This is a genomic window from Microbacterium sp. (assembly GCF_052099035.1).
Lineage (GTDB): Bacteria > Actinomycetota > Actinomycetes > Actinomycetales > Microbacteriaceae > Microbacterium.
This window is the reverse complement of the sequence record NZ_JBQDSX010000044.1, coordinates 1-24,330: the sequence shown is the minus strand read 5'-3', so window position 1 is coordinate 24,330 and position 24,330 is coordinate 1. Positions and strand designations below refer to the sequence as shown.

23 protein-coding genes are annotated in these 24,330 nt (G+C 65.5%); 17 read left to right on the top strand and 6 right to left on the bottom strand.

The window, feature by feature from the left end; translation table 11 throughout:
- The 5 genes from ACTIAO_RS12790 to ACTIAO_RS12770 all read left to right on the top strand — a co-directional run.
- Positions 1 to 555: ATP-dependent Clp protease proteolytic subunit (locus tag ACTIAO_RS12790; protein ID WP_441906608.1), on the top strand; the 555-nt coding region annotated here is incomplete at its 5' end.
- A 232-nt stretch (positions 556 to 787) separates the two neighbouring features.
- Positions 788 to 1,723 carry a sugar-binding transcriptional regulator gene (locus ACTIAO_RS12785; RefSeq protein ID WP_441906607.1) on the top strand — a complete coding sequence of 312 codons (936 nt, stop codon included), beginning with the start codon at positions 788 to 790 and terminating at the stop codon, positions 1,721 to 1,723.
- The gene (gene deoC, locus ACTIAO_RS12780; protein WP_441906606.1) at positions 1,720 to 2,721 is read left to right on the top strand and encodes a deoxyribose-phosphate aldolase; all 1,002 of its coding nucleotides are present in this window, start codon (positions 1,720 to 1,722) and stop codon (positions 2,719 to 2,721) included. Before ACTIAO_RS12785 ends, deoC begins: the two co-directional genes overlap by 4 nt.
- A gap of 10 nt (positions 2,722 to 2,731) precedes the next feature.
- The gene (locus ACTIAO_RS12775; protein ID WP_441906605.1) at positions 2,732 to 4,174 is read left to right on the top strand and encodes an aldehyde dehydrogenase family protein; all 1,443 of its coding nucleotides are present in this window, start codon (positions 2,732 to 2,734) and stop codon (positions 4,172 to 4,174) included.
- Complete coding sequence (locus ACTIAO_RS12770; protein ID WP_441906604.1) at positions 4,171 to 5,022, top strand: aldehyde dehydrogenase family protein; 852 nt, start codon at positions 4,171 to 4,173, stop codon at positions 5,020 to 5,022. The genes ACTIAO_RS12775 and ACTIAO_RS12770 overlap by 4 nt, the downstream gene beginning before the upstream one ends.
- 5 nt (positions 5,023 to 5,027) lie before the next feature.
- Here ACTIAO_RS12770 and ACTIAO_RS12765 read toward each other — a convergent pair whose 3' ends face one another.
- Positions 5,028 to 5,621 carry a hypothetical protein gene (locus ACTIAO_RS12765; RefSeq protein ID WP_441906603.1) on the bottom strand — a complete coding sequence of 198 codons (594 nt, stop codon included), beginning with the start codon at positions 5,619 to 5,621 and terminating at the stop codon, positions 5,028 to 5,030.
- A 24-nt stretch (positions 5,622 to 5,645) separates the two neighbouring features.
- Positions 5,646 to 6,197, bottom strand: coding sequence for a hypothetical protein (locus ACTIAO_RS12760; protein ID WP_441906602.1), 552 nt, complete (start codon positions 6,195 to 6,197; stop codon positions 5,646 to 5,648).
- A 156-nt stretch (positions 6,198 to 6,353) separates the two neighbouring features.
- Between ACTIAO_RS12760 and clpX the strand changes: the two genes are divergently transcribed.
- Together clpX and ACTIAO_RS12750 are read left to right on the top strand one after the other, a co-directional pair.
- Positions 6,354 to 7,622, top strand: a complete 1,269-nt coding sequence (gene clpX, locus ACTIAO_RS12755) for an ATP-dependent Clp protease ATP-binding subunit ClpX (protein WP_441906601.1) — start codon at positions 6,354 to 6,356, stop codon at positions 7,620 to 7,622.
- Positions 7,623 to 7,628: 6 nt separating this feature from the next.
- Positions 7,629 to 8,168 (top strand): NUDIX hydrolase, encoded by a 540-nt coding sequence (locus ACTIAO_RS12750; protein WP_441906600.1) that lies wholly within the window; start codon positions 7,629 to 7,631, stop codon positions 8,166 to 8,168.
- 123 nt (positions 8,169 to 8,291) lie between these two features.
- Here ACTIAO_RS12750 and ACTIAO_RS12745 read toward each other — a convergent pair whose 3' ends face one another.
- Positions 8,292 to 10,340 (bottom strand): M3 family metallopeptidase, encoded by a 2,049-nt coding sequence (locus tag ACTIAO_RS12745; protein ID WP_441906599.1) that lies wholly within the window; start codon positions 10,338 to 10,340, stop codon positions 8,292 to 8,294.
- Positions 10,341 to 10,432: 92 nt separating this feature from the next.
- On the opposite strand from ACTIAO_RS12745, the gene ACTIAO_RS12740 reads away from it, so the two are divergent.
- Entirely contained in the window at positions 10,433 to 11,053 is a 621-nt protein-coding gene (locus ACTIAO_RS12740; protein WP_441906598.1) for an ArsR/SmtB family transcription factor, read from the top strand.
- Positions 11,050 to 11,283 (top strand): hypothetical protein, encoded by a 234-nt coding sequence (locus ACTIAO_RS12735; protein WP_441906597.1) that lies wholly within the window; start codon positions 11,050 to 11,052, stop codon positions 11,281 to 11,283. The genes ACTIAO_RS12740 and ACTIAO_RS12735 overlap by 4 nt, the downstream gene beginning before the upstream one ends.
- A gap of 162 nt (positions 11,284 to 11,445) precedes the next feature.
- On the opposite strand, the gene ACTIAO_RS12730 is transcribed toward ACTIAO_RS12735, so the two are convergent.
- Positions 11,446 to 11,661: a hypothetical protein gene (locus tag ACTIAO_RS12730; protein WP_441906596.1), complete on the bottom strand. Its 216-nt coding sequence runs from the start codon at positions 11,659 to 11,661 to the stop codon at positions 11,446 to 11,448.
- Positions 11,661 to 14,237, bottom strand: coding sequence for a valine--tRNA ligase (gene valS / locus ACTIAO_RS12725; protein ID WP_441906595.1), 2,577 nt, complete (start codon positions 14,235 to 14,237; stop codon positions 11,661 to 11,663). The genes ACTIAO_RS12730 and valS overlap by 1 nt, the downstream gene beginning before the upstream one ends.
- Positions 14,238 to 14,428: 191 nt before the next feature.
- On the opposite strand from valS, the gene ACTIAO_RS12720 reads away from it, so the two are divergent.
- Genes ACTIAO_RS12720 through ACTIAO_RS12705 form a run of 4 tightly spaced genes read left to right on the top strand, consistent with a single transcriptional unit; the run spans position 14,429 to position 19,305 of the window.
- Positions 14,429 to 16,048, top strand: coding sequence for an ABC transporter substrate-binding protein (locus tag ACTIAO_RS12720; RefSeq protein WP_441906594.1), 1,620 nt, complete (start codon positions 14,429 to 14,431; stop codon positions 16,046 to 16,048).
- 7 nt (positions 16,049 to 16,055) lie between these two features.
- Positions 16,056 to 16,997, top strand: a complete 942-nt coding sequence (locus ACTIAO_RS12715) for an ABC transporter permease (RefSeq protein WP_441906593.1) — start codon at positions 16,056 to 16,058, stop codon at positions 16,995 to 16,997.
- Positions 16,994 to 17,806, top strand: a complete 813-nt coding sequence (locus ACTIAO_RS12710) for an ABC transporter permease (protein WP_441906592.1) — start codon at positions 16,994 to 16,996, stop codon at positions 17,804 to 17,806. The genes ACTIAO_RS12715 and ACTIAO_RS12710 overlap by 4 nt, the downstream gene beginning before the upstream one ends.
- Complete coding sequence (locus tag ACTIAO_RS12705) at positions 17,803 to 19,305, top strand: dipeptide ABC transporter ATP-binding protein (protein WP_441906591.1); 1,503 nt, start codon at positions 17,803 to 17,805, stop codon at positions 19,303 to 19,305. The genes ACTIAO_RS12710 and ACTIAO_RS12705 overlap by 4 nt, the downstream gene beginning before the upstream one ends.
- Before the next feature lie 150 nt (positions 19,306 to 19,455).
- Here the strand turns inward: ACTIAO_RS12705 and ACTIAO_RS12700 are convergent, their stop codons facing one another.
- Positions 19,456 to 20,106, bottom strand: coding sequence for a pentapeptide repeat-containing protein (locus tag ACTIAO_RS12700; protein WP_441906590.1), 651 nt, complete (start codon positions 20,104 to 20,106; stop codon positions 19,456 to 19,458).
- A 39-nt stretch (positions 20,107 to 20,145) separates the two neighbouring features.
- Here ACTIAO_RS12700 and ACTIAO_RS12695 point away from each other — a divergent pair, with 39 nt between their 5' ends.
- The 4 genes from ACTIAO_RS12695 to ileS all read left to right on the top strand — a co-directional run.
- Positions 20,146 to 20,304, top strand: a complete 159-nt coding sequence (locus ACTIAO_RS12695) for a CopG family transcriptional regulator (protein ID WP_441906589.1) — start codon at positions 20,146 to 20,148, stop codon at positions 20,302 to 20,304.
- Positions 20,301 to 20,993, top strand: coding sequence for a hypothetical protein (locus tag ACTIAO_RS12690; protein WP_441906588.1), 693 nt, complete (start codon positions 20,301 to 20,303; stop codon positions 20,991 to 20,993). Before ACTIAO_RS12695 ends, ACTIAO_RS12690 begins: the two co-directional genes overlap by 4 nt.
- 219 nt (positions 20,994 to 21,212) lie before the next feature.
- Positions 21,213 to 22,058: a DUF559 domain-containing protein gene (locus ACTIAO_RS12685; RefSeq protein WP_441906587.1), complete on the top strand. Its 846-nt coding sequence runs from the start codon at positions 21,213 to 21,215 to the stop codon at positions 22,056 to 22,058.
- 309 nt (positions 22,059 to 22,367) lie between these two features.
- On the top strand, positions 22,368 to 24,330 hold a 1,963-nt coding region (gene ileS / locus ACTIAO_RS12680), incomplete at its 3' end, for an isoleucine--tRNA ligase (RefSeq protein WP_441906586.1).

The window sequence follows — 24,330 nt, the reverse complement described above, 5'->3', positions numbered from 1 at the left end:
TTCAAGCGCCAGGACCCGTACAACAAGCTGTTCGAAGACCGCGTGATCTTCCTCGGCGTCCAGGTTGATGACGCATCGGCTGACGACGTGATGGCGCAGTTGCTGGTTCTCGAGAGCCAGGATGCCGAGCGCGACATCACGATGTACATCAACTCGCCCGGCGGTTCGTTCACGGCGATGACGGCGATCTACGACACGATGCAGTACGTCGCACCGCACATCCAGACCGTGGTGCTCGGACAGGCGGCCTCTGCAGCATCCGTGCTGCTGGCAGCTGGAGCACCGGGCAAGCGTCTTGCGCTGCCGAACGCCCGCATCCTCATCCACCAGCCCGCGATGGGCGAGGCAGGTCAGGGCCAGGCGTCGGACATCGAGATCCAGGCTGCCGAGATCCTGCGCATGCGCACGTGGCTCGAAGAGACCATGGCCAAGCACACCGGCCGGGCAGTCGAGCAGGTCAACCGCGACATCGACCGCGACAACATCCTGTCCGCCGAGCAGGCGCTCGAGTACGGGATCGTCGACCAGGTGCTCACGACGCGCAAGCGTTCCTGACGCCTTCCCGCTGTCGCCGAGGCCCCCTCTGGTCGCCGACGCCCCTCCGTAGATACGTATCTACGGAGGGGCGTCGACAGTTGGAGGGGGCTTCGGCGTTCGCGTTGGTGCTTCTGCTCGCGTTCCCGCTCCCGCGGATGCGCAGTGAGGTGCGCATCAGGTGCGCATATGAGCGCACGGGTGCGCGCGTGCGTGGTGTTGCGTACGCTGGAGGAGAGGAAAGGAGGATGCCGTGGATGAAGACCTGCTCGCTGTGCGAGTCGCTGAGCTCTACTACGACGAGGCGAAAACGCAGGATGAGATCGGCGCCCTCCTCAAGATCTCCCGCTGGAAAGTCGGACGTCTCCTCACCCAGGCGCGTGAGCGGGGCATCGTCCGCATCGAGATTGTGCATCCCCGCGCACGAAAGCTCGGGCTGGAGCGCGAGCTCACCGAGCGGTTCGGTCTGACGGATGCCATCGTCGTGCCTGTTCCCGAAGATGAGGAAGCAATCCTCGAGCGTGTGGCACAGGCCGCCGCCGATCACCTCGCCGCTCTCCGCCCCGTGCCGCGCACCCTCGCGGTCAGCTGGGGGCGCACACTCACCGCTGTCGCCGATTCCCTGCCGGAAGACTGGGCCGCCGGGGTCGATGTCGTGCAGCTCAATGGGGGAGTGAGCCTGAGCCGTCGCTCAGGAGGCGCCGCCAGCGTGGCGATGACGATCGCTCAGCGCGCAGGCGGTCAAGCGACGCTACTGCCGAGCCCCGCCATTCTCGAACGCGTCGAGACGAAGCAGGCGATCGAAGCCGACCGCACTGTCGCCGGCATCCTCGAGCAGGCTGCCGGGGCGCAGACCTATCTGTATTCCGCAGGACCCGCGGACGCGTCGTCCGCCCACGTCGAGAACGGTTATCTGAAGACCACCGACGTCGAAGAGCTCGCACGTCGCGGCGCTGTCGGCGATGTTCTCGGCCGCTACGTCGACGCCGATGGCAACATCGTCGATCCCGAGCTCGATGCCCGCACGGTCGGGGTGAGCCTGGACCGATTACGTGCGGCGAAGCACGCCATTTTTGTGACAGCCGGAAGCGCAAAGCACGACATCGCGCGTACAGTCGTGACCAGCGGCCTGTGCAGCGTTCTGGTGACCGATGAGAACACAGTCCGAGCATTGTTGGAGGAACGATGACGACCACTGAACTATCCCGCCGCACTGCGGTGGATGTGCTGGGCGGTGAGCCCGACGACGCGACGCTTCGCCGGTTCCTGCATGGGCTTCCGGGCGTCGATGCGACCGGGCTCGAGCAGCGCGCTGCCGGCCTCGGCACGCGCTCGATCAAGACCACATCGAAGGCGTGGGCGATCGACAAGATCATCTCGCTGATCGACCTCACCACCCTCGAGGGCGCCGACACACACGGCAAGGTCCGGTCGTTGGTGGCCAAGGCCAAGACGCCGGATGCCGCGGACCCGTCGACCCCGCTGGTTGCCGCCGTCTGCGTGTACGGAGACATGGTCGGGGATGCTGTCGAGGCGCTCGGCGCTATGCACGGCGACCCCGACGACGGCAAGATCTCCGTCGCCGCGGTCGCGACGGCATTCCCGAGTGGACGCTCGTCGCTCGCGATCAAGCTCGCCGACACCGCGGAGGCCGTAGCCGCAGGTGCGGACGAGATCGACATGGTCATCGACCGCGGAGCATTCCTCTCCGGCCGCTACGGACTCGTCTTCGACCAGATCGCCGCAGTGAAGGAGGCATGCCGCCGCGAGGATGGCACCTCCGCATCGCTCAAGGTCATCCTCGAGACGGGTGAGCTGAACACCTACGACAACATCAAGCGGGCCTCGTGGCTCGGCATCCTCGCCGGCGGCGACTTCATCAAGACGTCCACCGGAAAGGTGCAGCCAGCAGCCACCCTGCCGACGACGCTGCTCATGCTCGAGACCGTGCGGGACTGGTACAGCGGCACTGGCGAGAAGATCGGTGTGAAGCCGGCTGGCGGCATCCGCACCTCGAAGGACGCCATCAAGTACATCGTCACCGTCGCCGAGACTGCGGGCGAGGAATGGCTTCAGCCGCACCTGTTCCGCTTCGGTGCTTCGAGCCTGCTCAACGACGTTCTGCTGCAGCGTCAGAAGCTCACGACCGGCCACTACTCCGGCCCCGACTACGTCACGATCGACTGAGGAACCAGATATGTCATTCCTGGAATATGCTCCGGCGCCCGAATCGAAGGCGATCCTGAACCTGCGTGACAGCTACGGGCTGTTCATCGACGGCGAGTTCGTCGACGGCAACGGTCCGAGCTTCACCACCATCTCTCCGGCTGATGAATCGCACATCGCCGAGATCGCCGGCGCCGACGATTCGGATATCGATCGCGCCGTCACCGCCGCTCGTCGTGCCTACGACAAGGTGTGGTCGAAGATGAGCGGCCGCGACCGCGGCAAGTATCTCTTCCGCATCGCTCGCCTCGTGCAGGAGCGGGCGCGTGAGCTCGCCGTCGCCGAAAGCCTCGACAACGGCAAGCCGATCAAGGAGAGCCGCGACGTGGATGTTCCGCTCGTCGCATCCTGGTTCTTCTACTACGCAGGCTGGGCCGACAAGCTCGACTACGCGGGCCTCGGCGCGAACCCGCGCGCGCACGGCGTCGCAGGACAGATCATCCCGTGGAACTTCCCGCTGCTCATGCTCGCGTGGAAGATCGCGCCGGCTCTCGCCGCGGGCAACACGGTCGTGCTCAAGCCGGCCGAGACCACGCCGCTCACGGCGCTGATCTTCGCCGAGATTCTGCAGCAGGCTGACCTTCCCGCCGGTGTCGTCAACATCGTCACCGGTGCCGGGTCTACTGGCGCAACCCTCGTGCGTCACCCCGAGGTCGATAAGGTCGCCTTCACCGGATCGACCGGTGTCGGCCGCGACATCGCCAAGGCAGTCGCTGGAACGAACAAGAAGGTCACTCTCGAACTGGGCGGCAAGGCGGCGAACATCGTCTTCGATGACGCGCCAATCGATCAGGCCGTCGAGGGCATCGTCAACGGCATCTTCTTCAACCAGGGGCACGTGTGCTGCGCAGGCAGTCGTCTCCTCGTGCAGGAGTCGATCCACGATGAGGTCATCGACCGGCTGAAGACGCGGCTGTCGACGCTGCGTCTCGGCGACCCGCTCGATAAGAACACCGACATCGGAGCGATCAACTCCGCCGCCCAGCTGGCGCGCATCCGCGAACTCAGCGACATCGGCGAGGCCGAGGGCGCCGAGCGGTGGACGGCCGACTGCGCCATTCCGGACAAGGGATTCTGGTTCGCACCGACGATCTTCACCGGTGTCGAAGCATCCCACCGCATCGCCCGCGACGAGGTCTTCGGGCCCGTACTTTCGGTGCTCACGTTCCGCACACCTGCCGAGGCGATCGCGAAGGCGAACAACACGCCGTACGGACTGTCCGCCGGCATCTGGAGCGACAAGGGCTCGCGCATCCTCGCCGTCGCCGACCGCCTGCGCGCCGGTGTGGTCTGGGCCAACACCTTCAACCGTTTCGACCCGGCCAGCCCGTTCGGCGGCTACAAGGAATCCGGATACGGCCGCGAGGGCGGCCGCCACGGTCTCACCGCATACCTCAAGGGAGCCTCAGCATGAGCAAGCGACTCAGCGTTCCGAAGACCTACAAGCTCGCAATCGGTGGAAAGTTCCCGCGCAACGAGTCCGGCCGCACGTACGAGGTGCTCTCCGCGAAGGGAGCGTTCCTCGCGAATGCGGCGAAGGGCTCTCGCAAGGACGCCCGGGATGCCGTTGTCGCCGCTCGCGCGGCAGTGAAGGGCTGGTCGGGTGCCACCGCGTACAACCGCGGCCAGGTGCTCTATCGTGTCGCCGAAGTCCTCGAGGGACGCCGTGCCCAGTTCGTCGATGAGATCGTCGCGCAGGAGGGTGTTTCGGCCGCAGTCGCTGGCGCCCAGGTGGATGAAGCAGTCGACCTGTGGGTCTGGTATGCGGGCTGGTGCGACAAGTACGCGCAGGTCGCCGGCAACGCCAACCCGGTCTCCGGTCCCTACTTCAACATCTCGGTGCCCGAGCCGACTGGCGTCGTGGCCATCGTCGCGCCGCAGGATTCCGCGTTGCTTGGCCTCGTGTCCGTGGTCGCTCCCGCACTGGTGGCCGGCAACGCCGTCGTCGTAGTCGCCAGCGAAAAGCATCCGCTGTCGGCAATCAGCCTGGCGGAGGTCATCGCGACCAGCGACGTGCCCGGGGGAGTCGTGAACATCCTCACCGGGTCTCCGGCAGAGATCGCGCCGTGGCTCGCCTCGCACGCCGACGTGAACGCGCTCGACCTGGCCGGTGCCGGATCCCTGGAGTGGGTCGACCTGCAGATCGCGGCAGCCGACACGCTCAAGCGCGTGCTGACCCCGGGAGAAGTGACCGCCTCTCCGGAGCGGATCGGAGCGTTCACCGAGACGAAGACGGTGTGGCACCCGAAGAGCATGGTCTAAGGCGTCTACTCGTCGGCGTACGGATCGACCCAATCGGTGACAAGATCCGCGTTCAGTGTGAGCACGTCGCCTGGCTGGATCACCGCGCCATGGCTGTAGCCGTTCAAAGTCTCGAGTGCCAGCCCGTTGTAGATGCAGAAGCGATCGCCGATCGCGTACGTGGCATCGCCGGGAGCGACGGTGTACGTCGCCGGCCGGCCCTGATCGTCGAGGCCGACTTCACCGATGGCGAACTCTCGTGGTCCCATGTCGACGAGGTCCGCGCCGGTGAGGTCGGCGTGCATCGGCTCGTCCCCGACGCTGCCGATCCAGATATACGCCGATGACTCGCAATCACCCGGACCGCCGGCCGGGATAGAGGTGCCGTAGCCGACGTCCACGTATCCCGTGGGGGCATCTGCGTGCTCGCCGGGCGCGGGTGTGCTCGAGGGCGCAGAGGTGATCGTCGGCGTGGCAGCGGGAGCATCGGTCGGCTGGCCCAATGGAGCCCAGGTGCCGACCTCTGCCGCGACGGAGACGACAGCCGGGGCAGCGACAGCAACGAGGCCGGCGACCACGAGTGCGGACACGACGACGGCGACTTTCTGGGAACGGTTCATCGACCTCACTCGCTCTCCGGCATCTCAATTGGCTGGCAGGAGTGCGAGAACATCGTCCGGGTGCACGCTGAACGTCGGGTAGATGTCGTTGTACTGGAACACGGTGACGTAGTCGACGCAGAAGCGCTCGCCAATCGCTGCGGCAGCGTCGCCGGGGGCGACGGTGTACGTAGCGATGCGGCCCTCATCGTCGAGGGTGACGGTGCCGTTCGCGAACTGGCTCGGGCCCATATCCACGAGTGTCTGGGCACCGCGGAGCGAACCGCTCCCTGTCATCATCGAGTTCTGGGTGCACGCGCCCGCCCAGCGCGACGGATGGTTCATATCGGTGGGGTGGGGATCCTCGGCGCGGGCGGCGGCGATCACCGCAGCGGCATCGGCCTCTGAGTCTTCAGCGGCCGCCGTATCGGACGCTGGTACATCCGTCGCCTCGGTCGACTGGACAGCAGCGGTCTCTGGGGAGGGCTTCACGGCGTCCCAGACGGCGGAGACTGCCGGAGTCGCGAACGCGATCAGGGCCGCGACGGTCAGCAGCGAGACTGTCGTGGCAGTGATCTTCGCGGCGCGCCGACTCATAGTGCAGAACCTACCGGTGATCAGACGGTAGATGCCAGAGCGCGGTCATGCGCAAGGGCAGGATCTGGTCACAACCGCACCCAATGCGGCTCAGTGTCTGAGGGAGAGGTTAGGCTTTTCAGGAGGATCTCAGGTTTCACACCAAGGAGGATGCACATGGCCCGAATCGGTGAAAGCGCTGATCTGTTCAAGTGCTCCTTCTGCGGGAAGAGCCAGAAGCAGGTGCAGCAGCTGATCGCTGGCCCCGGCGTGTACATCTGCGACGAGTGCGTCGAGCTGTGCAACGAGATCATCGAAGAGCGCATGGCGGAGTCGTCCGCCGATGGTGTCGCAGAATTCGAGCTGCCGAAGCCTCGCGAGATCTACTCGTTCCTCGAAGAGTATGTCGTCGGTCAAGAATCGGCGAAGCGTTCGCTCTCGGTGGCTGTCTACAACCACTACAAGCGTGTTCGTGCGCACAGCACGCTTCAGCTGGCCGAGCAGAAGGCCGACGAAGTCGAGATCGCCAAGAGCAACATCCTCATGATCGGTCCGACCGGTTGCGGCAAGACCTACCTCGCACAGACTCTCGCGAAGCGACTCAACGTGCCGTTCGCTGTGGCAGATGCCACGGCGCTCACGGAGGCAGGTTACGTCGGCGAAGACGTGGAGAACATCCTTCTCAAGCTCATTCAGGCCGCCGACTACGACGTCAAGCGTGCCGAGCAGGGCATCATCTACATCGACGAGATCGACAAGATCGCCCGAAAGTCGGAGAACCCGTCGATCACTCGTGATGTATCCGGTGAGGGCGTGCAGCAGGCGCTGCTGAAGATCATCGAGGGAACGGTCGCAGCAGTGCCTCCGCAGGGTGGACGCAAGCACCCCCACCAGGAGTTCCTGCAGATCGACACCACGAACGTGCTGTTCATCGTCGCCGGTGCATTCGCGGGCCTCGAAGACATCGTGTCGGCACGCGTCGGCAAACATGGCGTCGGATTCGGCGCTCCGCTGCACGACAAGACGAAGGACCTCGATCTGTTCAGCGAGGTTCTGCCGGAAGATCTGCACAAGTTCGGATTGATTCCGGAGTTCATTGGTCGACTCCCCGTTGTGGCTTCGGTCACGCCGCTCGACCAGGACGCGCTGATCGACATCCTCACCGGGCCGCGCAATGCGCTGGTCAAGCAGTACCAGCGGATGTTCGAACTCGACGGTGTGGAGCTCGACTTCGAGGAGGACGCGCTGCGCTCGATCGCCGACCTCGCCGTCGACCGCAAGACCGGTGCTCGTGGCCTGCGCGCGATTCTCGAAGACGTGCTCGGACCGATCATGTTCGAGATTCCGTCGGCAGACGACGTGAAGAAGGTCGTCGTCACCCGCGCCTCGGTTGACGAAGGTGCGCCGCCCACCGTCGTCATGGAGCGCAAGCGCAAGAGCGCGTAGCCACTCATGGCTGAGGAGTCGGCGTCTGCTACGCCTTGGAGAGTCGTCGACACCGAGATCGTCGTGGCCGACCGCTGGATCCGTTTGCGCGCAGACACGTGCGTGGATGCTGCGGGGCGGACGATCACGCCGTATTACGTCCTGGAGCCCAGCGACTGGATCTCCGTGCTGGCCGTGAACACCGACGGGGATGCGGTCGTCGTTGAGGAGTACCGACACGGCGCCGGAGCTGTTGCGCTCGGGACGATCGGCGGTGCGGTCGAATCTGGCGAGTCGGCCGCAGAAGCTGCGATCCGAGAGCTTCGCGAGGAGACCGGCTACCGCGCGGGTGAACTCATCGATCTCGGTGCTACGTGGGCGAACTTCGGCAACCACACGAATCGCGTGCACCACTTCCTTGCTCGAGACTGCACGAGAGCGAGAGAGCAATCGCTGGACGCTGGCGAGCTGATCACCGTTCGCGTGCTGCCAATAGAGGGGCTGAGCGAGCAGTTGCCGCAGAGCTTCCACCAGCTGACTTGGTACAAGGCGCTGGCGCACCTCTGATTTACGTGCAGTAACTTCGGAGAAGAGCAGCATCTTCGGACGAATGTGCGCAGTCGCTCCGAAGATCGTGCACATCTCCGAGCGAAGCGCTCGGATGTGCCTCAGCTCACACCTCAGCGCGCCTCACCCCAGCCCGCGCCGCTTCAGCAGCGGCGCGATCTCGGCATCACGGCCGCGGAAGTCGCGGTATGCCACCAGCGGGTCCTTCGAGCCGCCGACGCCGAGCAGACGAGCACGGAAACGGTCGCCGTTCTCGCGTGTGAGACCGCCGTTCTCACGGAACCATTCGACGGTGTCGGCGTCGAGCACCTCGCTCCAGATGTAGGAGTAGTAGCCGGCGCTGTATCCGCCGGAGAACACGTGTGCGAAGTACGTCGATGAGTACCGGGTCGGTACGGCCGGGTTGTCGAGCCCGATCTCGGCCAGCGCCGTCGCCTCGAAGTCCGTCACATCGGTGACTTCGTCGAAACTCTCTACCCGGTGCCATGCCTGATCGAGCCAAGCAGCGGCGAGATACTCGCTCGTGTCGTGACCCTGGTTGAACGCCTCTGTCGCCCGCAGCCGCTCGACGACAGCAGCATCCAACGGCTCACCGGTGTCGACATGGCGCGCGTAGTTGTCCAGAACGTCGGGCCAGAGGATCCACATCTCGTTGACCTGGCTGGGGAACTCCACGAAATCACGGAACACGTTCGTCCCGGCGAAATGCGGGTAGTTCACCGTCGCGAACAGACCGTGCAGCGCATGCCCGAACTCGTGGAACAGCGTCGTGACCTCATCGAGCGTCAACAGCGTCGGCTGTCCATCGCCCGGCTGCGCCACATTGAGATTGTTCACCACGACCGGCGGCGTACCGCGGAGGGCTGACTGACTGACGATCGGATTCATCCATGCGCCGCCGCGTTTGGAATCCCGCGTGTATAGATCGAGGACGTAGAGCCCGAGCGGCGATCCGCCCGGATTGAACACCTCGAACACGCGCGCGCCGGGGTGGTACGCGACGAGGTCATCACGTTCGGAGAACGTCACTCCATACAACTGCGTGGCCGCGTAGAAGACGCCGTCCTGCAGCACGCGCTCTGCCTCGAACCACGGGCGCAGCGCGGCCGTGTCGATGTCGTACTTCGCGGTGCGCACCTTCTCGGTGTAGAACGCCCAGTCGTGCGCTTCGAGCTCGAACGGCTCGTCTTCGGTCTCGTCGATGATCGCTTGCAGCGCCGCCTGCTCGGCACGGGCATTGGATGCCGCCGCGGGCGCGAGCCGGTGCAGGAGGTCGGAGACGGCATCCGGAGTTCCTGCTGTCTCGTCCGCTGTCACGTACGCCGCATGCGAGGGGTATCCGAGCACGGCCGCGCGCTCGGTGCGGAGGGAGACGATCTCGGCCAGCACGCCGCGGTTGTCGTTCGCATTGCCACGCAGCGCCCGCGAGCGCGATGCGTCCATGATCCGTCGGCGGCTCTCGCGGTTGGTGAGGGATGCGAGATACGGATGCCCAGTGAACAGCGGCAACGAGATGAGATAGCCGCTCTCATGGCCACGATCAGCAGCTGCACGCCGCGCAGCGGAGAGCTCGCCGTCTGCAAGTCCGTCGATCTCCTCTGCCGTCTCGAAGAACACCGCGAGCTCGTTCGCATCGGCGAGAAGATTCTTCTCGAACGTCGTCGTGAGCGTGGAGAGTTTCTGATTCAGTGCGGTCAACGTTGCTTTGGCTTCGTCGTCGAGACCGGCACCGGCGTGGGTCATCTCCCGGAAGTGGCGTTCGACGAGATACCGGCTCTCGGCATCGAGATCGAGCTGGTCGAGCTGCTCGTGCAGGATCCTCACGCGCCAGTACAACTGCGAATCGAGGCGGATAGCGTCCTCATGCGCAGCCATAAGCGGAGCAAGATCCTCATCGATCTGCTGGATCTCGGTCGTGGCATCTGCGGAGCTCACCGTGTAGAAGGCATGCGCGATGCGATCGAGCATGGCGCCGGACTGCTCCAGCGGCACCATCGTGTTCTCGAACGTCGGCATCGACCGGACGCGCGTGATGGCACTGATCTCTGCGAGGTGCTCATCGAACGCCGTCCGGAAGGCCGGGAGGTAGTGCTCGGGGCGGATCGTCGCATAATCCGGCAGGGCATAGGGGAGAGCGGATGGCGTCAGGAGCGGGTTCGCGGCATCGGTCATACTTCGAGCCTACGGTGCGCGTTCTTCGATGAATCAGTAACAGGTGCAAAGAAAAGCTTGCAAAGAAACCTTTGCAAGGATATCTTTGCATTATGACCGAGAATGAGAAGACCCCCATCGGCGGCGCGCGTCGCGTTCTGGATGCTGGGGCGCTCCGCGCGCTGTCGCACCCGCTGCGCGTGCGGATCTTCGACATCCTCGCCCACGAAGGACCGCAGACGGCCAGCACCCTCGCCGAGATTCTGGGGGAGTCATCGGGTGCAACCAGCTATCACCTGCGCTCGTTGGCAAGTCACGACCTCATCCGCGAGGCGAAGAGCGACCGCGGTGGCCGTGAGCGGTGGTGGGAGCGTCCTGAGGGTGGCATCGTGTACGACTCGCGTGCTGTCGAAGGGTCGCCGGCCGGCGAAGCCGCACTTCAGGTCGCTGTGGCTGAGGCGATGCGTCGCCGTCATAACGAGCTCATGGACTACTTCGGTGCCGGCATCGACAAAGAGCCTGCTGAATGGGTCGATGCGAGCTCATCGATGACCAGCGGCATCAGCATGACCGCAGCGCAGACCACCGATCTCATCAAGAAGATCGAAGCCGTCATTGACGAAGCGGCGGATACCTATCGCGGTCAGAAAGGGGAAGGCGTTCGCCGTGTCAGCGTGCGCGCCGACATCTTCCCGCTGAAGAACCTCACCAGCAAGAAGGAGAACGCATCATGAGCGCAGTCATCGCTACGCGCCCCGTCGTTGTGCCGCGCGGTGCGAACTCACTCGAGCGGGGGTCGATTCGGATCGCCGCGGCCGTCACCCGCTGGGCGACTGGACGCGCTGAGCAACGGGAGGACCAGCGGCTGAGGATGCTCGCGACGATTCAGGCCGAGCAGACGCAGAAGGCGGACCCGCGGGCAGCGGACCACATGCTCGCCCAGATGGGGATGCCGCGGCGCTGAGGCTCGGCTTCGACTCGCGCAGACCCGCACTGAGCGAGCGGAGCGAGTCGAAGTGTCGCTCACCGCGTTTCGTCTCGCTCCGCTCGCTCAACGACCCGCGGGAGAAGGGCGCTCAACGACCCGCGGGAGAAGGGCGCTCAACGACCCGCGGGGGACAGAAGGTCAGTCCTGGAAGGGGCGGGCGATGACCTCGCCGGTGGCGTCCTGGAGCACTTCCCAACCGGCATCCAACTCGGCGATCGGACGACCCTCGAGCCAGGTCAAGGTCCAGTGGCCTTCGAGGCCGCGACTCTCGACCTCCGCGATCGCGGGTAGGAGTACGGCGGGAACGGATGCCGGAGCATCCGATCCCGCCGCCCAACGCGTGCCCAGCTGCATCAGTTCTCCTCCGTGGGGGCGAGCTCGATCTCGGTTACGGCGAGCTCGTCGCCCTCCACGATCTCGAGTTCGGCGATGCGACCCACGGCGCTGAGGTCACCGGCCGCGGCGCGCAGCGCCTCAAGCGAATCGGCGGGAGCCGCGATCACGGCGCGCGACACGGGCGTCTTCTGCGATGCCTTCGCCTCGGTCTTCGCACGGCGGATGCCGATCAGCGCGGCGCTGGCGGCGGTGAGCACCGACGGGTCGCCGCCCGCGAGCTCACCATCGGTGGGCCAGGCTGCGGTGTGGATCGAGCCCTCCTCGAACCAGCTCCAGGCTTCCTCCGTCGCGAAGGAGACCACGGGTGCGAGCAGCCGTAGCAGCGTCGACAGGGCGATCCGCAGCGCGAGAGCGGCAGACGGCTGACCGACATCGGTCTGGTCGTAGGCGCGCTCCTTGACGAGCTCGAGGTAGTCGTCGCAGAACGTCCAGAAGAACGACTCGGTGATCTCCAGCGCACGGGCGTGATCGAAGGCCTCGTAGGCCTGAGTCGTATCGCGCACGACCTCGTCGAGGGTGGCGAGCATCGAGGCATCCAGGGCATGCGTGACCTGAGCATCCTCAGACGCAGGGAACGACAGCACGAACTTCGCGGCGTTGAGGATCTTGATCGCCAAGCGGCGCCCGATCTTCATCTGCGTCGGATTCTGCGGGTCGAACGCAGCATCCACGCCCAGGCGGCTGGAGGCCGCCCAGTAACGCACAGCATCCGATCCGTGCTTGTCGAGGATGTCGGCGGGCGTGACGACGTTGCCCTTGGACTTCGACATCTTCTTGCGGTCAGGATCGACGATGAAGCCGGAGATCGAGGCGTGCTGCCACGGCGAGCGACCGTCTTCGAGCGTCGAGCGCAGCATGGTCGAGAACAGCCAGGTGCGGATGATGTCCTGCGCCTGCGGGCGCACATCGAACGGGGCGACGAGGTTCCACAGCTCCTCATCGCGCTGCCAGCCACCGGCCAGCTGCGGAGTGAGGGACGATGTTGCCCAGGTGTCGAGGATGTCGGTTTCGGCGACGAACCCGCCGGGGACGCCGCGCTGATCCTCGGTGTATCCCGCGGGAACATCGGTCGTCGGATCGATCGGCAGAAGCTCCGCCGAAGGCAGGAGAACGCGGTCGTAGTCGCGCTCGCCGTTCTCGTCGAGTCCGTACCAGACCGGAAGTGGCACACCGAAGAAGCGCTGTCGCGAGACGAGCCAATCGCCGGTGAGCCCGCCGACCCAGTTCTCGTAGCGGACGCGCATGAAGTCGGGGTGCCACTGCAGTTCGCGGCCGTGTGCGATGAGCTGATCGCGCAGCTCCTGATCGCGGGCGCCGTTGCGGATGTACCACTGACGCGTGGAGACGATCTCGAGCGGGCGGTCGCCCTTCTCGAAGAACTTCACCGCGTGGTTGAACGGTTTTGAGACCTCGAGCAGCTCACCTGATGCATCGAGCTGCTCGACGATCTGCTTGCGAGCGCTGAATACGGTCTTGCCAGCGAGCTCCGCGTACGCGGTCTTGCCAGCATCCGATTCGATCGCTTCGGGCGCTTCCGCGATCACGCGGCCGTCGAGGCCCAGGATCGTACGGATCGGCAGGTCGAGCTCGCGCCACCACACCATGTCGGTGACATCACCGAAGGTGCAGACCATGGCGATGCCGGAACCCTTGTCCTGCTGGGCGAGGTGGTGCGCGCGCACCGGAACCTCGACGTCGAACAGGGGGGTGCGCACGGTCGATCCGAAGTACGGCTGGTAGCGCTCGTCATCGGGGTGCGCCACGAGAGCCACACAGGCGGCGAGGAGCTCGGGGCGGGTCGTCTCGATGTGGATGTCGCCCGAACCGTCGGTCTTGTGGAAGGCGATGCGGTGATATGCAGCCTGCTGCTCGCGATCTTCGAGCTCGGCCTGCGCGATCGCCGAGCGGAAGTCGACATCCCACAGCGTCGGTGCGAGAGCCTGATACGCCTCGCCGCGCTCGTGGTTGCGGATGAAGCCGAGCTGGCTCTGGCGGATGGTCTCGTCGGAGATCGTACGGTACGTCTGGGTCCAGTCGACGCTGAGGCCGAGCTGGCGGAAGACGTCTTCGAACTGCTTCTCGTCCTCGACGGTGAGCTTCTCGCACAGCTCGATGAAGTTGCGACGACTGACCGGCTGCTGGTCGGCGGCCTTCAGGCTCTTCGCATTGCCCTCGAAGGGAGGCGTGAAATCGGGGTCGTAGGGGAGCGTCACATCGACGCGCACGCCGTAGTAGTTCTGCACGCGGCGCTCCGTGGGCAGGCCGTTGTCATCCCACCCGATCGGGTAGAAGACGTTCTTGCCCCGCATGCGCTCGTAGCGCGCCTTCACATCGGTGTGCGTGTAGGAGAACACGTGCCCGATGTGCAGAGATCCGGATGCCGTGGGCGGAGGCGTGTCGATCGAGTAGACGCCGTCGCGACCGAGTTCCGCTGCGCGGACACGATCGAAGAGGTAGGTACCCTGCTCTGCCCAGACACCATCCCACTTCGCTTCGAGACCTTCGAGGACGGGCTTGTCGGGAATCGATGACATGAAGGTCTCCTTGAGCGATGTATGCGGCACGGTGTGTACGTGCCTGAGTGTGTGGGATGTGGTCACCAGTCTAACCAACCGTGCGTGGTGCCGGACATTTCGACAAGCTCATTGACCGGGGCGTAAATCGACCCTGTCTAAAAACCCTCGGTAGACTGGACGCACCCCCTTTCATCTTTCTGAGGATTCGCATGCCCACTTCGCTCGTGCGTCGTATTCTGCCCGTCACCGCATTCGTCGCGGCATCCGCTCTGCTGCTCAGCGCATGCGCCGGCACGTCCGGCGGCGATACCGCCGACGGTGACGGCGAGGTCGTCTGGGCGATCGAGGGCGCGAACCTCGCGGCCGGACACATGGACCCCCAGACCAGCCAGCTCGACGTCTCGGGAATGGTGCAGCGCGCCGTCCTCGACTCGCTGGTGTTCCAGGAGGCCGACGGCTCCTTCTCGCCGTGGCTCGCCACCGACTGGCAGGTCTCCGTCGACAGCACGACGTACACTTTCGAGCTGCGCGACGATGTCACGTTCCACGACGGCGAGCCGTTCAATGCGGATGCTGTGAAGGCGAACTTCGACCGGATCGTTGCACCCGAGACGGCATCCGCTCAGGCTGCGAGCATGCTCGGTGCCGACTTCTACGAGGGCACGACTGTCATCGATGAGTACACGGTGGAGGTGACATTCAGCCAGCCCTACTCGCCGTTCCTGCAGGCGGCGAGCACGGCGAACCTCGGCTTCTACTCACCGAAGGTGCTGGAGAGCTCTGCCGACCAGCTGAAGGCCGGCGGCCCCGGAATCAACGTCGGCACCGGACCGTTCGAGCTCACCGAGTACACGCCGGACCAGGAACTCGTCTACACGCGCAACGCCGACTACGCGTGGGGTCCGGACGGTGCACAGGCCGCGAAGTTCGAGACGCTGCGGGTCGAGCTGCTGCCCGAGGCGTCGGTGCGCACCGGCGTCGTGGAGAGTGGTGAGGCAGACATCGCCAGCAGCATTCCGCCGAACCTCGCCGTCGATCTGCCGGACTCGCTCACGGTCGACTCCGTCGAGTATCCGGGCCTGCCGTACTCGCTGTACCTGAACGAGGCGTACGGCGTCTTCGCCGACGAGAAGGTGCGACAGGCATTCGCGCGCGGCATCGATATCGACGCCGCGGTGGAGGAGATCTACTTCGGGCAGTTCCCGCGCGCCTGGAGCATCCTCGGGTCGACGACGCCGGGGTATGACGCATCCCTCGAAGGCTCCTGGCCGTTCGACCAGGATGCGGCGAACGCCCTTCTCGACGAGGCTGGCTGGACTGAGCGCGACACCGACGGCATCCGCATGAAGGACGGCCAGCGCCTCTCGGTGCGCTGGATCGCCTGGACACCGGTGCCGGATGACAAGGCCGCTCTCGGCAACGCCATCCAGTCCGATCTCGCAGACATCGGCTTCGAAGTTCAGCGCGAGGTGCTCGAGCCGGGCGCCTACAACGAGCAGTACGAGCCGAAGACCTTCGACCTCACCGACTGGGGCTTCTCCGGCGTCGATGGCGACCTGCTGCGCAGCCACCTGCACACCGACGGCTTCCAGAACGCGTCCCAGGTCTCGGACCCCGAGATCGACGCTCTCCTCGAACGGGGCATCTCGACGAGCGACGTCGACGAGCGTGCCTCGATCTACCAGCAGTTGCAGCAGTGGAACGCCGAGTACACCGCGATCGTCCCGCTCTACAGCCCGTCTCTGATCACCGCCTCCAACGACACCGTCGAGGGCCTGCAGTACGACCTCTACGGCCGCCCGCTGTTCTACGAGGTCACGGTCGGCTGATCCGGTCGTGAAACGGCTTCTCATCCGGATCGCGGGGCTCGCGGCATCCGTCATCGTCGTCCTGTGGGGCGCGGCGACGCTGGCGTTTCTCGCGTTCCGGGTGATCCCCGGCGACCCGGTGTCGGTCATGCTGGGGCCGCAGGCACAGGTGAGCGACGCCGTCAAAGACGGCATCCGCACCGAGCTCGGGCTCGACCGGCCACCGATCGAGCAGTACGTCTCGTATCTCGGGCAGCTTGCGCAGGGGAATCTCGGTGAGTCGTACCAACTGAGGATGCCGGTGACCGAAGTCATCGGACGGCAACTCGGCTCGACGCTGCAGCTGACGGCGCTGGCTCTGGTGATCGCGGTGGTGCTTGCGCTCGCTGTCGCGCTGTTCGTGCGCGGGCGAGTTTCCCGGGGAATCGTGGCCGGAATCGAACTGATCGTGCTGTCATCTCCGGTGTTCTGGATCGGACTGCTGCTGCTGAGCGTCTTCGCCTTCGGGCTGGGATGGTTCCCGGTCGCCGGCACACGCAATCCCGCCACGATCGTGCTGCCGGCGGTGACACTCGCCCTCCCGGTCGCAGCCCTCCTCGGGCAGGTGCTGCGTGATGGCATCGAAGCAGCCGAGCGCCAGCCCTTCGCGACGACCGTGCGCGCCCGTGGTGCGGGGCAGGTGCGGCTGACCGCGCACCACACGCTGCGGCATGGGGCATCCGGCGCGCTGACCCTCACCGCGTATCTGGTGGGGTCGCTGCTCGGCGGCGCTGTGCTCGTGGAGACGGTGTTCGCCCGCCCTGGCATCGGGCGCGTGACTCTGGCCGCCATCACCGACCGCGACCTCCCGGTGATCACCGGCATCATTCTGCTCAGCGCTCTCGTGTTCGTCGTGGTGAACGTGATCGTCGAACTGCTGCATCCGGTGCTCGATCCGCGCCAGCGGTACGTGAGGCCGGTGCGCGCATGAGTCTCTCCCGTCGATTGCTGCTCGGCGCCGCGCTCGTCGTTCTCGCGATCGTCGCCGCGATGGCGCTGTTTCCCGGTGTCATCGCGCCGGCGAGCCCGCTGAGCACCGACGTTCGTGCCGCCCTCGAAGCTCCCAGCGCGGCGCACTGGTTCGGCACGGATCAGAGCGGACGCGACGTCTTCTCCCGCGTCGTGCACGGCGCCGGCCGATCGGTCGGCATCGGCCTGCTCGCCACCGCCCTGGCACTCATCCTCGGGCTGGTGATCGGCGCACTGTCGGGGATCGCTCCGCACCCCGTTGATGCCGTCACCATGCGCGTCAACGATGTGCTGATGGCATTCCCGGAGTTCCTCATCGCGCTCGTCGTCGTCGCGGTCCTCGGCCCGGGAGCGGTGAACGTCGCCATCGCCGTGACCCTCGCGGCGATACCGGTCTATGTCCGGCTCGCACGGGTGCAGACCCGCACACTGGCGCTCGCCGAGCATGTCGAGGCTGCGAAGATTCTCGGGGTGCCGCCGGTGCAGGCGTTCACACGGCACGTGATCCCCGGAGTGCTCGGCTCGCTCAGCGTGCTGGCGACGATCGGGATCGGCTCGAGCATCCTCGCGATCGCCGGCTTGAGCTTCCTCGGCCTCGGGCCAACCGAACCTGTACCCGAGTGGGGCCTCATGCTCGCTGGCGGTCGGAATGTGCTCGGCACCGCCTGGTGGATCGCGGTGTTCCCCGGCATCGCCATCACGCTCACGGTGATCTCGGCGACCATCCTCGGCCGCACGTTGCGAGCGCGAGCAGAGGGGCGGGTGTCATGAGTACGCTCACTGTGCAGGATCTGTCCGTGACGATCGATGGTCGGGTGCTCGTGGACGGAGTGTCGTTCGAGGTCTCACCGGGGGAGTGCCTCGCGATTGTCGGGGAGTCCGGGGCGGGTAAATCACTCACCGCATCCGCGCTCCTCGGGCTTGCCCCCGGCCGCGTGACCGCGGATGCACTGTCGGTCGACGGCGTGGACGCGCGGCGCTTCTCCGAGACGCAGTGGCGCGGTGTGCGTGGCGACCGCATCGGTCTGGTCTCGCAGGACGCCCTCGTCTCGCTCGACCCGCTGCGCAGGATCGGCGCGGAGATCGCTGAGCCTCTGGCCATTCACACCAGGCTTTCCCGGGGAGAGCGTCGGGAGCGGGTTCTCAAGCTGCTCGGGTCGGTCTCGATGCCATCGCCTGAATCGCGCGCCCGCCAGTACCCGCATGAGTTGTCGGGCGGCCTCCGCCAGCGTGCGCTGATCGCGTCGGCCCTGGCTGGCGAGCCCGCTGTGCTCGTCGCGGACGAGCCGACGACGGCGTTGGATGCCACGGTGCAGGCTCACGTGCTCGCCCTGCTGCGCGACATCGTGGATGCCGGCACCGCTGTGGTCTTCATCAGCCACGACTTCGCTGCAGTGCGCCGGGTGGCGGACCGCGTTCTCGTCATGCGCGCCGGGCGTGTGATCGAGCAGGGAACGGTGGCAGACGTGTTGGATACTCCCGCTGACCCGTACACGCGCGAACTGATCGCCGCGACAGTGCACGAGCCCCGTGCAGACCGCTTCGGACCCTTCGGCGGGCTCAGGGATCGCGACGCTGTACTCACGGCGATCGGCGTCTCGAAGGCGTTCTCGGGAGTTCCCGCGGTTGTGGATGCTTCGTTCACCCTGCTGCAGGGGCAGACTCTGGGGATCGTCGGGGAATCCGGGTCGGGGAAGACGACGCTTGCCCGCATGATCGTCGGCGTGGAAGCGCCCGACACGGGTGAGATTCGGTGGTCGGGGGAGCACCGCGTGCAGCTCGTCCACCAGAATCCGCTCGGTGCGTTCGATCCACGATGGACGATCGGCCGGTCGCTGCGGGAGGCGCTCGCCGCAGGTGGCGTGCCGCGTGCTGCCCGTGCTTCGCGAGTGAGTGCACTGATGGCAGAGGTCGATCTCGCACCCGAGCTGGCAGAGCGTCGGCCCGCGCAACTGTCGGGTGGTCAGCGTCAGCGTGCGGCGATCGCTCGTGCGCTCGCCGCCGAGCCAGATGTGCTGGTGCTCGACGAACCCGTCTCTGCGCTGGATGCGTCCGTGCGTGAAAAGGTGCTGCAGCTGCTTGGGCGTCTGCAGCGCGAGCGGGAGCTGACGATGATCTTCGTCTCACACGACCTGGATGTCGTTGCCGCGGTCTCTGACGACGTGCTGGTGATGCAGAACGGGGCGGTTGTCGAGCAGGGGCCCGTGGCTGCGGTGTTCGCTGCTCCGCAGCATCCCTTCACCCAGGAGCTGCTGGCCGCTGGGCGTTAGTTCGTGGCTCGTTGAGCGCGTGGCTGGTGGGCCGTTGAGCGCGTGCATAGTGGCTCGTTGAGCGTTTGGTTCGTGGGTCGTTGAGCGAGCGCCAGCGAGACGAAACGCACTGAGCGAGCGCAGCGAGTCGAAGTGTCGAGACCCCCGACCTCACTCCCTGATCTGAATCCCGAGCCCCGCGGCGATGACCGGGGCGAGCTGCTGGACCTGGAATGTCGTGAGCGTCGTGCCGCGCAGGCTGTTGGCGTCGATGAAGGCATCCGCGTCGAGGCCGCGCAGATCGACGTCCTTCGCCCGCAGGCCGCGCGGGTCGACTTCGCCGCTGCGGCAGTTGTCGAAGCGCACGCGGGTGAGTTCTGCCTGGGGCAGGTCGAGCGTGCCGATCGTGGAGTCGGCGATGAGGATGTCCGAGCCCTTCGCGCCGCCGAAGGTCAGATAATCGATGCGCACGTCGCGAATCCCGAGCTCGTCGATGCGTGTGCCGCTGAGATCGAGCGTGCCGATGCGTCCCCCGGTAATTCGCAGACGGCGGATGCCGGCGTTGCGGAGCGTCATGGAAGCCACCCGCAGATCCGTGGCGTCGACATCGAGAAGCGTGGCACCGGTGAGGTCAATGCTGTCCGCGTCAGCGGTGAGACGGCACTGCTCGAGCGATGAGTGGGCGAGGGATATGGCGCCTGCGAGATCGAGCGACGCCTGCAGCAGATCCGCTCCCCGGGACGGCTCGACCGGTTCGAGGTGAGGCGGCAGATCCGGCTCGGAGACGCGAGGAGCAACGGGGGAGTCAGGGGTGCGGGCCACGTCTTGAGCGTAGTCGTTTGTGCATGCTATGTTGCTAGCATGCAAGCAAACGAACCCGCAGAGAAGAAGGCGCAGTTCAACGTCTACCTGCCGCCGGACCTCATTCGAGATGTCAAGCACCGCGCCATAGATGAGGCAACAAGCCTGTCAGCCCTTGTCGAAGCAGCCCTGCGCGGGTATCTGGAGGAGAACGCATGACCGTCGTACAGCAGATCATCTACACCGCGCAGCCGGAACGCTGGTGGAAGCTCGCGGAGACCCTCGGCCTTGTTGCGCCGTTCCCGCCCGAGCCGGGCTGGGGTGAGTTCCATGCTGATGGCGTGCTCGCCGTGCACGGTGCGACGGCTGCGCACCCGCCCGGCAAGACCGACATCCACCTCGTCGTTGAAGATCTGGATGCCGCGGCATCCGCTCTCGCGTCGTTCCCGGTGTCACGCGGTCGTATGGATGGTGTGGGGGAGATGCTTGTCGTGCGCGCGGCATCCGGTGTCTCGATCTCGGTGTCGGAGGGCGCGGTGCAACGGGGTATCGGCAGCATCGCCGTGCAACCCGGCTGGTTCCAGGAAGACCTGACCGAACCACGCGCGATCCTCGAAGCGCTCGGGTTTCTGGCCGGGATCGTTGCCGATGGCGGAGGCTTCGTCGAGATGCTCTGTGATGGCGGGATCGTGATGCTGCATGCGGGCGAACCCCGAATCGGCCGGTCGTTCGAAGCCCAGGGGGACCTGGACGCGCTCGCTGCTCGATTGCAGGGTGCCGGATTCGCGGCATCCGTCGTCGATGAAGCGTTCGCGCGCACGGTTCGCGTGGCTGACCCCGATGGTGGCGACGAGGTCTGGATCAACGGGGTGCAGGACGACCTGCACGGCTACCACCGCGAGGACTGAGGACTGCTGATGTGCCGTCCGGGCGGTTTCTTCGGGTGAGTGCACTTTCTTCGGATCAAATGCTGGGTATGGGTCCGAAGAACGTGCACATCTCCGAGCGGGGCGCTCGGGCGTGGGAACCGGGTGACTGTTACTGCACAGAAATTGATCCGCGCACCGTGTGCACACTTTGTGGGTTCCGGGCATACCGACGCAGTCTGACTATTACAGAATCTCAGGATGCTGCATCCGAATGTTCCCGATCCTGTGGAGCTCGTTGCCCTGCTCAGCAGAGTCGTGCGTACCGAGCGGCTGCGAGCTCTCGGCATCGGACGTCGCGCGCTTGACCATGCGCTGACGTCCGGGCACCTCGTGCGCGTTCGCCGAGGCTGGGTGGCCGTGCCATCCGCAGATCCGGTGCTGGTCGCTGCAGCCCGTGCGGGTGCGGTCGTGACTTGCATCTCGCAGGCGGCTCGGCTCGGCCTGTGGGTGCATGAGCCTCCTGCGAAGTTCCATGTCGGTGTGGGGCCGCACAGTGCTGGGGCGAACACGGATCGGGCTCACGTCCACTGGATGGATCCGATGATTCCCCGACACCCCGATGAGCTTGTAGATCCGATCGAGAATGTGCTCGCCGTCGTCGCTGATTGCGAGCCGTTCGAACAGGCGTTGGCGACATGGGAGTCAGCGCTGAACTCAGGTCTGGTGACTCTGAGTGGCTTGGCTCAGTATCCGTGGAAGGGGGCAGCATGCGAGCTACTTGCAGAAGCCAACCCATTCGCGGATGCCGGCACCGAGACCTATCTGCGGCTACGGCTGAAATGGCTCAACCTGCGTATCCTCATCCAGACGTGGATAGCCGGGCATCGTGTCGACGCCCTGATTGGCGATCGGCTCGTGCTCCAGATCGATGGCAAGCATCATGTCGGTGCACAGCGCAGCGAAGACATCCGCCATGATGCGGAGTTGCGACTTATGGGTTATCACGTCATCAGAATCAGCTACCAGCAGCTGATGCACGATTGGGCCATGGTTCAGGACCGAATCATGCGTTCGGTCGCACTGGGCCTGCATCTCGCAGCTTGATCGCGTGCAGTTCCTTCGGGCATGTGCAGCTTCCTCGGATCAGCAGCCGGGTATGGCTCCGAAGAACGTGCACATGTCCGAGCGAAGCGCACGGCGACAACCCGCGTACACTGGAATCAAAGCACTGATCCGGCCATCACCGGGGAGCTCTCGGAAGAACGGTCGCAAGGCCCAGTAGAACCGAGCGGGGCAGGCCCGTCATCGCCGCAGTGAGAGTGGCAGCGCCGCGAGGTGCAGCACGCGAGGTGGTACCGCGGCCCGTGAGGGTCGTCCTTGCAGAAGCATCCACCCACGACACTGCGAGCAGATATGACCTACCCCCGCACCAGCTCAGGTTCCGCCTTCGGGCCCGCAGCCAGCCCCCGGTTCCCCGAGATCGAGCAGGACGTTCTCGCCTTCTGGAAGAGCGACGACACGTTCCGGGCGTCCATCGATCAGCGCGAGGGCGCCGATGAGTGGGTCTTCTACGACGGCCCCCCGTTCGCCAACGGCCTGCCGCACTACGGGCACCTGCTCACCGGCTACGCCAAGGACCTGTTCCCGCGCTTCCAGACCATGCGGGGTAAGAAGGTCGACCGAGTGTTCGGCTGGGACACCCACGGGCTTCCCGCCGAGCTCGAAGCGATGAAGCAGCTCGGGATCACCGAGAAGAGCGAGATCGAAGACATGGGCATCGATGTCTTCAACGGCAAGGCTCGTGAGTCGGTGCTCGCCTACACCGAGGAGTGGAAGGCGTACGTCACCCGTCAGGCTCGCTGGGTCGACTTCGACCGCGGCTACAAGACCCTCGATCTCGGCTACATGGAGAGCGTGCTGTGGGCGTTCAAGACCTTGTACGACAAAGAGCTCGCATATGAGGGCTACCGTGTGCTGCCGTACTGCTGGCGCGATGAAACGCCGCTGAGCGCGCACGAGCTGCGCATGGACGACGATGTCTACCAGGAGCGCCAGGATCCCTCCGTCACGGTCACCTTCCCACTGACCGGAGCGAAGGCCGAAGCTCTCGGACTCACCGCCGTGCGAGCCCTCGCCTGGACCACCACGCCCTGGACCCTTCCCACCAACCTCGCCCTCGTGGTCGGACCTGATATCGACTACGTCGTGGTGCCCGCCGGCGCCAACGGTGCGGCCGACATCCTCGCCGGTGATGACATCGCCGAAAGCGCCGCGCACCGTTATCTGATCGCCCGTGAACTTCTCGGCGGCTACGCCAAGGACCTCGGCTACGAATCTGCGGATGACGCGCTCGCCGCAGTCGAAGCATCCCACCGCGGTTCGGCACTCGAAGACATCACCTACGACCGGCTGTTCGACTACTACGCCGACGCCGAGACCTGGGGCACCGAGAACGCCTGGCGCATCCTCGTCGACGACTACGTCACGACCACCGACGGAACCGGCATCGTCCACCAGGCCCCGGCCTACGGTGAGGACGACCAGCGGGTCTCGACCGCGGCCGGCATCCCGACGATCTTGTCCGTCGACGACGGCGGACGATTCCTTCCCAACGTCGCGGATGTCGCGGGCGAGCTGTGGATGGACGCGAATCGTCCCCTGATCCGCCTCCTCAAGGAGAACGGGCGGATGCTGCGCGAGCAGAGCTACGTGCACTCCTACCCGCACTGCTGGCGCTGCCGGAACCCTCTGATCTACAAGGCGGTGTCGAGCTGGTTCATCCGCGTCACCGATATCAAGGACAAGATGCTCGCGAACAACGAGCAGATCACCTGGGTCCCTGAGAACGTCAAGGAGGGCCAGTTCGGCAGGTGGCTCGAGGGTGCCCGTGACTGGTCGATCAGTCGCAACCGCTACTGGGGTTCACCCATTCCGATCTGGAAGAGCGACGACCCCGAGTATCCGCGCGTCGACGCCTACGGCTCGCTCGAAGAGCTCGAGCGCGACTTCGGCACGCTGCCGCGCAACCCCGAGGGCGAGATCGATCTGCACCGTCCGCACATCGACGATCTGACGCGGCCGAACCCCGACGACCCCACCGGCAAGAGCACCATGCGCCGTATCGAGGACGTCTTCGACGTCTGGTTCGATTCCGGCTCCATGCCGTACGCCCAAGTGCACTACCCGTTCGAGAACCAGGAATGGTTCGACTCGCACTCGCCGGCGGACTTCATCGTCGAGTACATCGGTCAGACTCGCGGCTGGTTCTACGTCATGCACGTGCTCTCGACCGCGCTCTTCGACCGCCCGGCGTTCACCGGGGTCAGCTGCCACGGCATCGTGCTCGGCAGCGACGGCTACAAGATGTCGAAGTCGC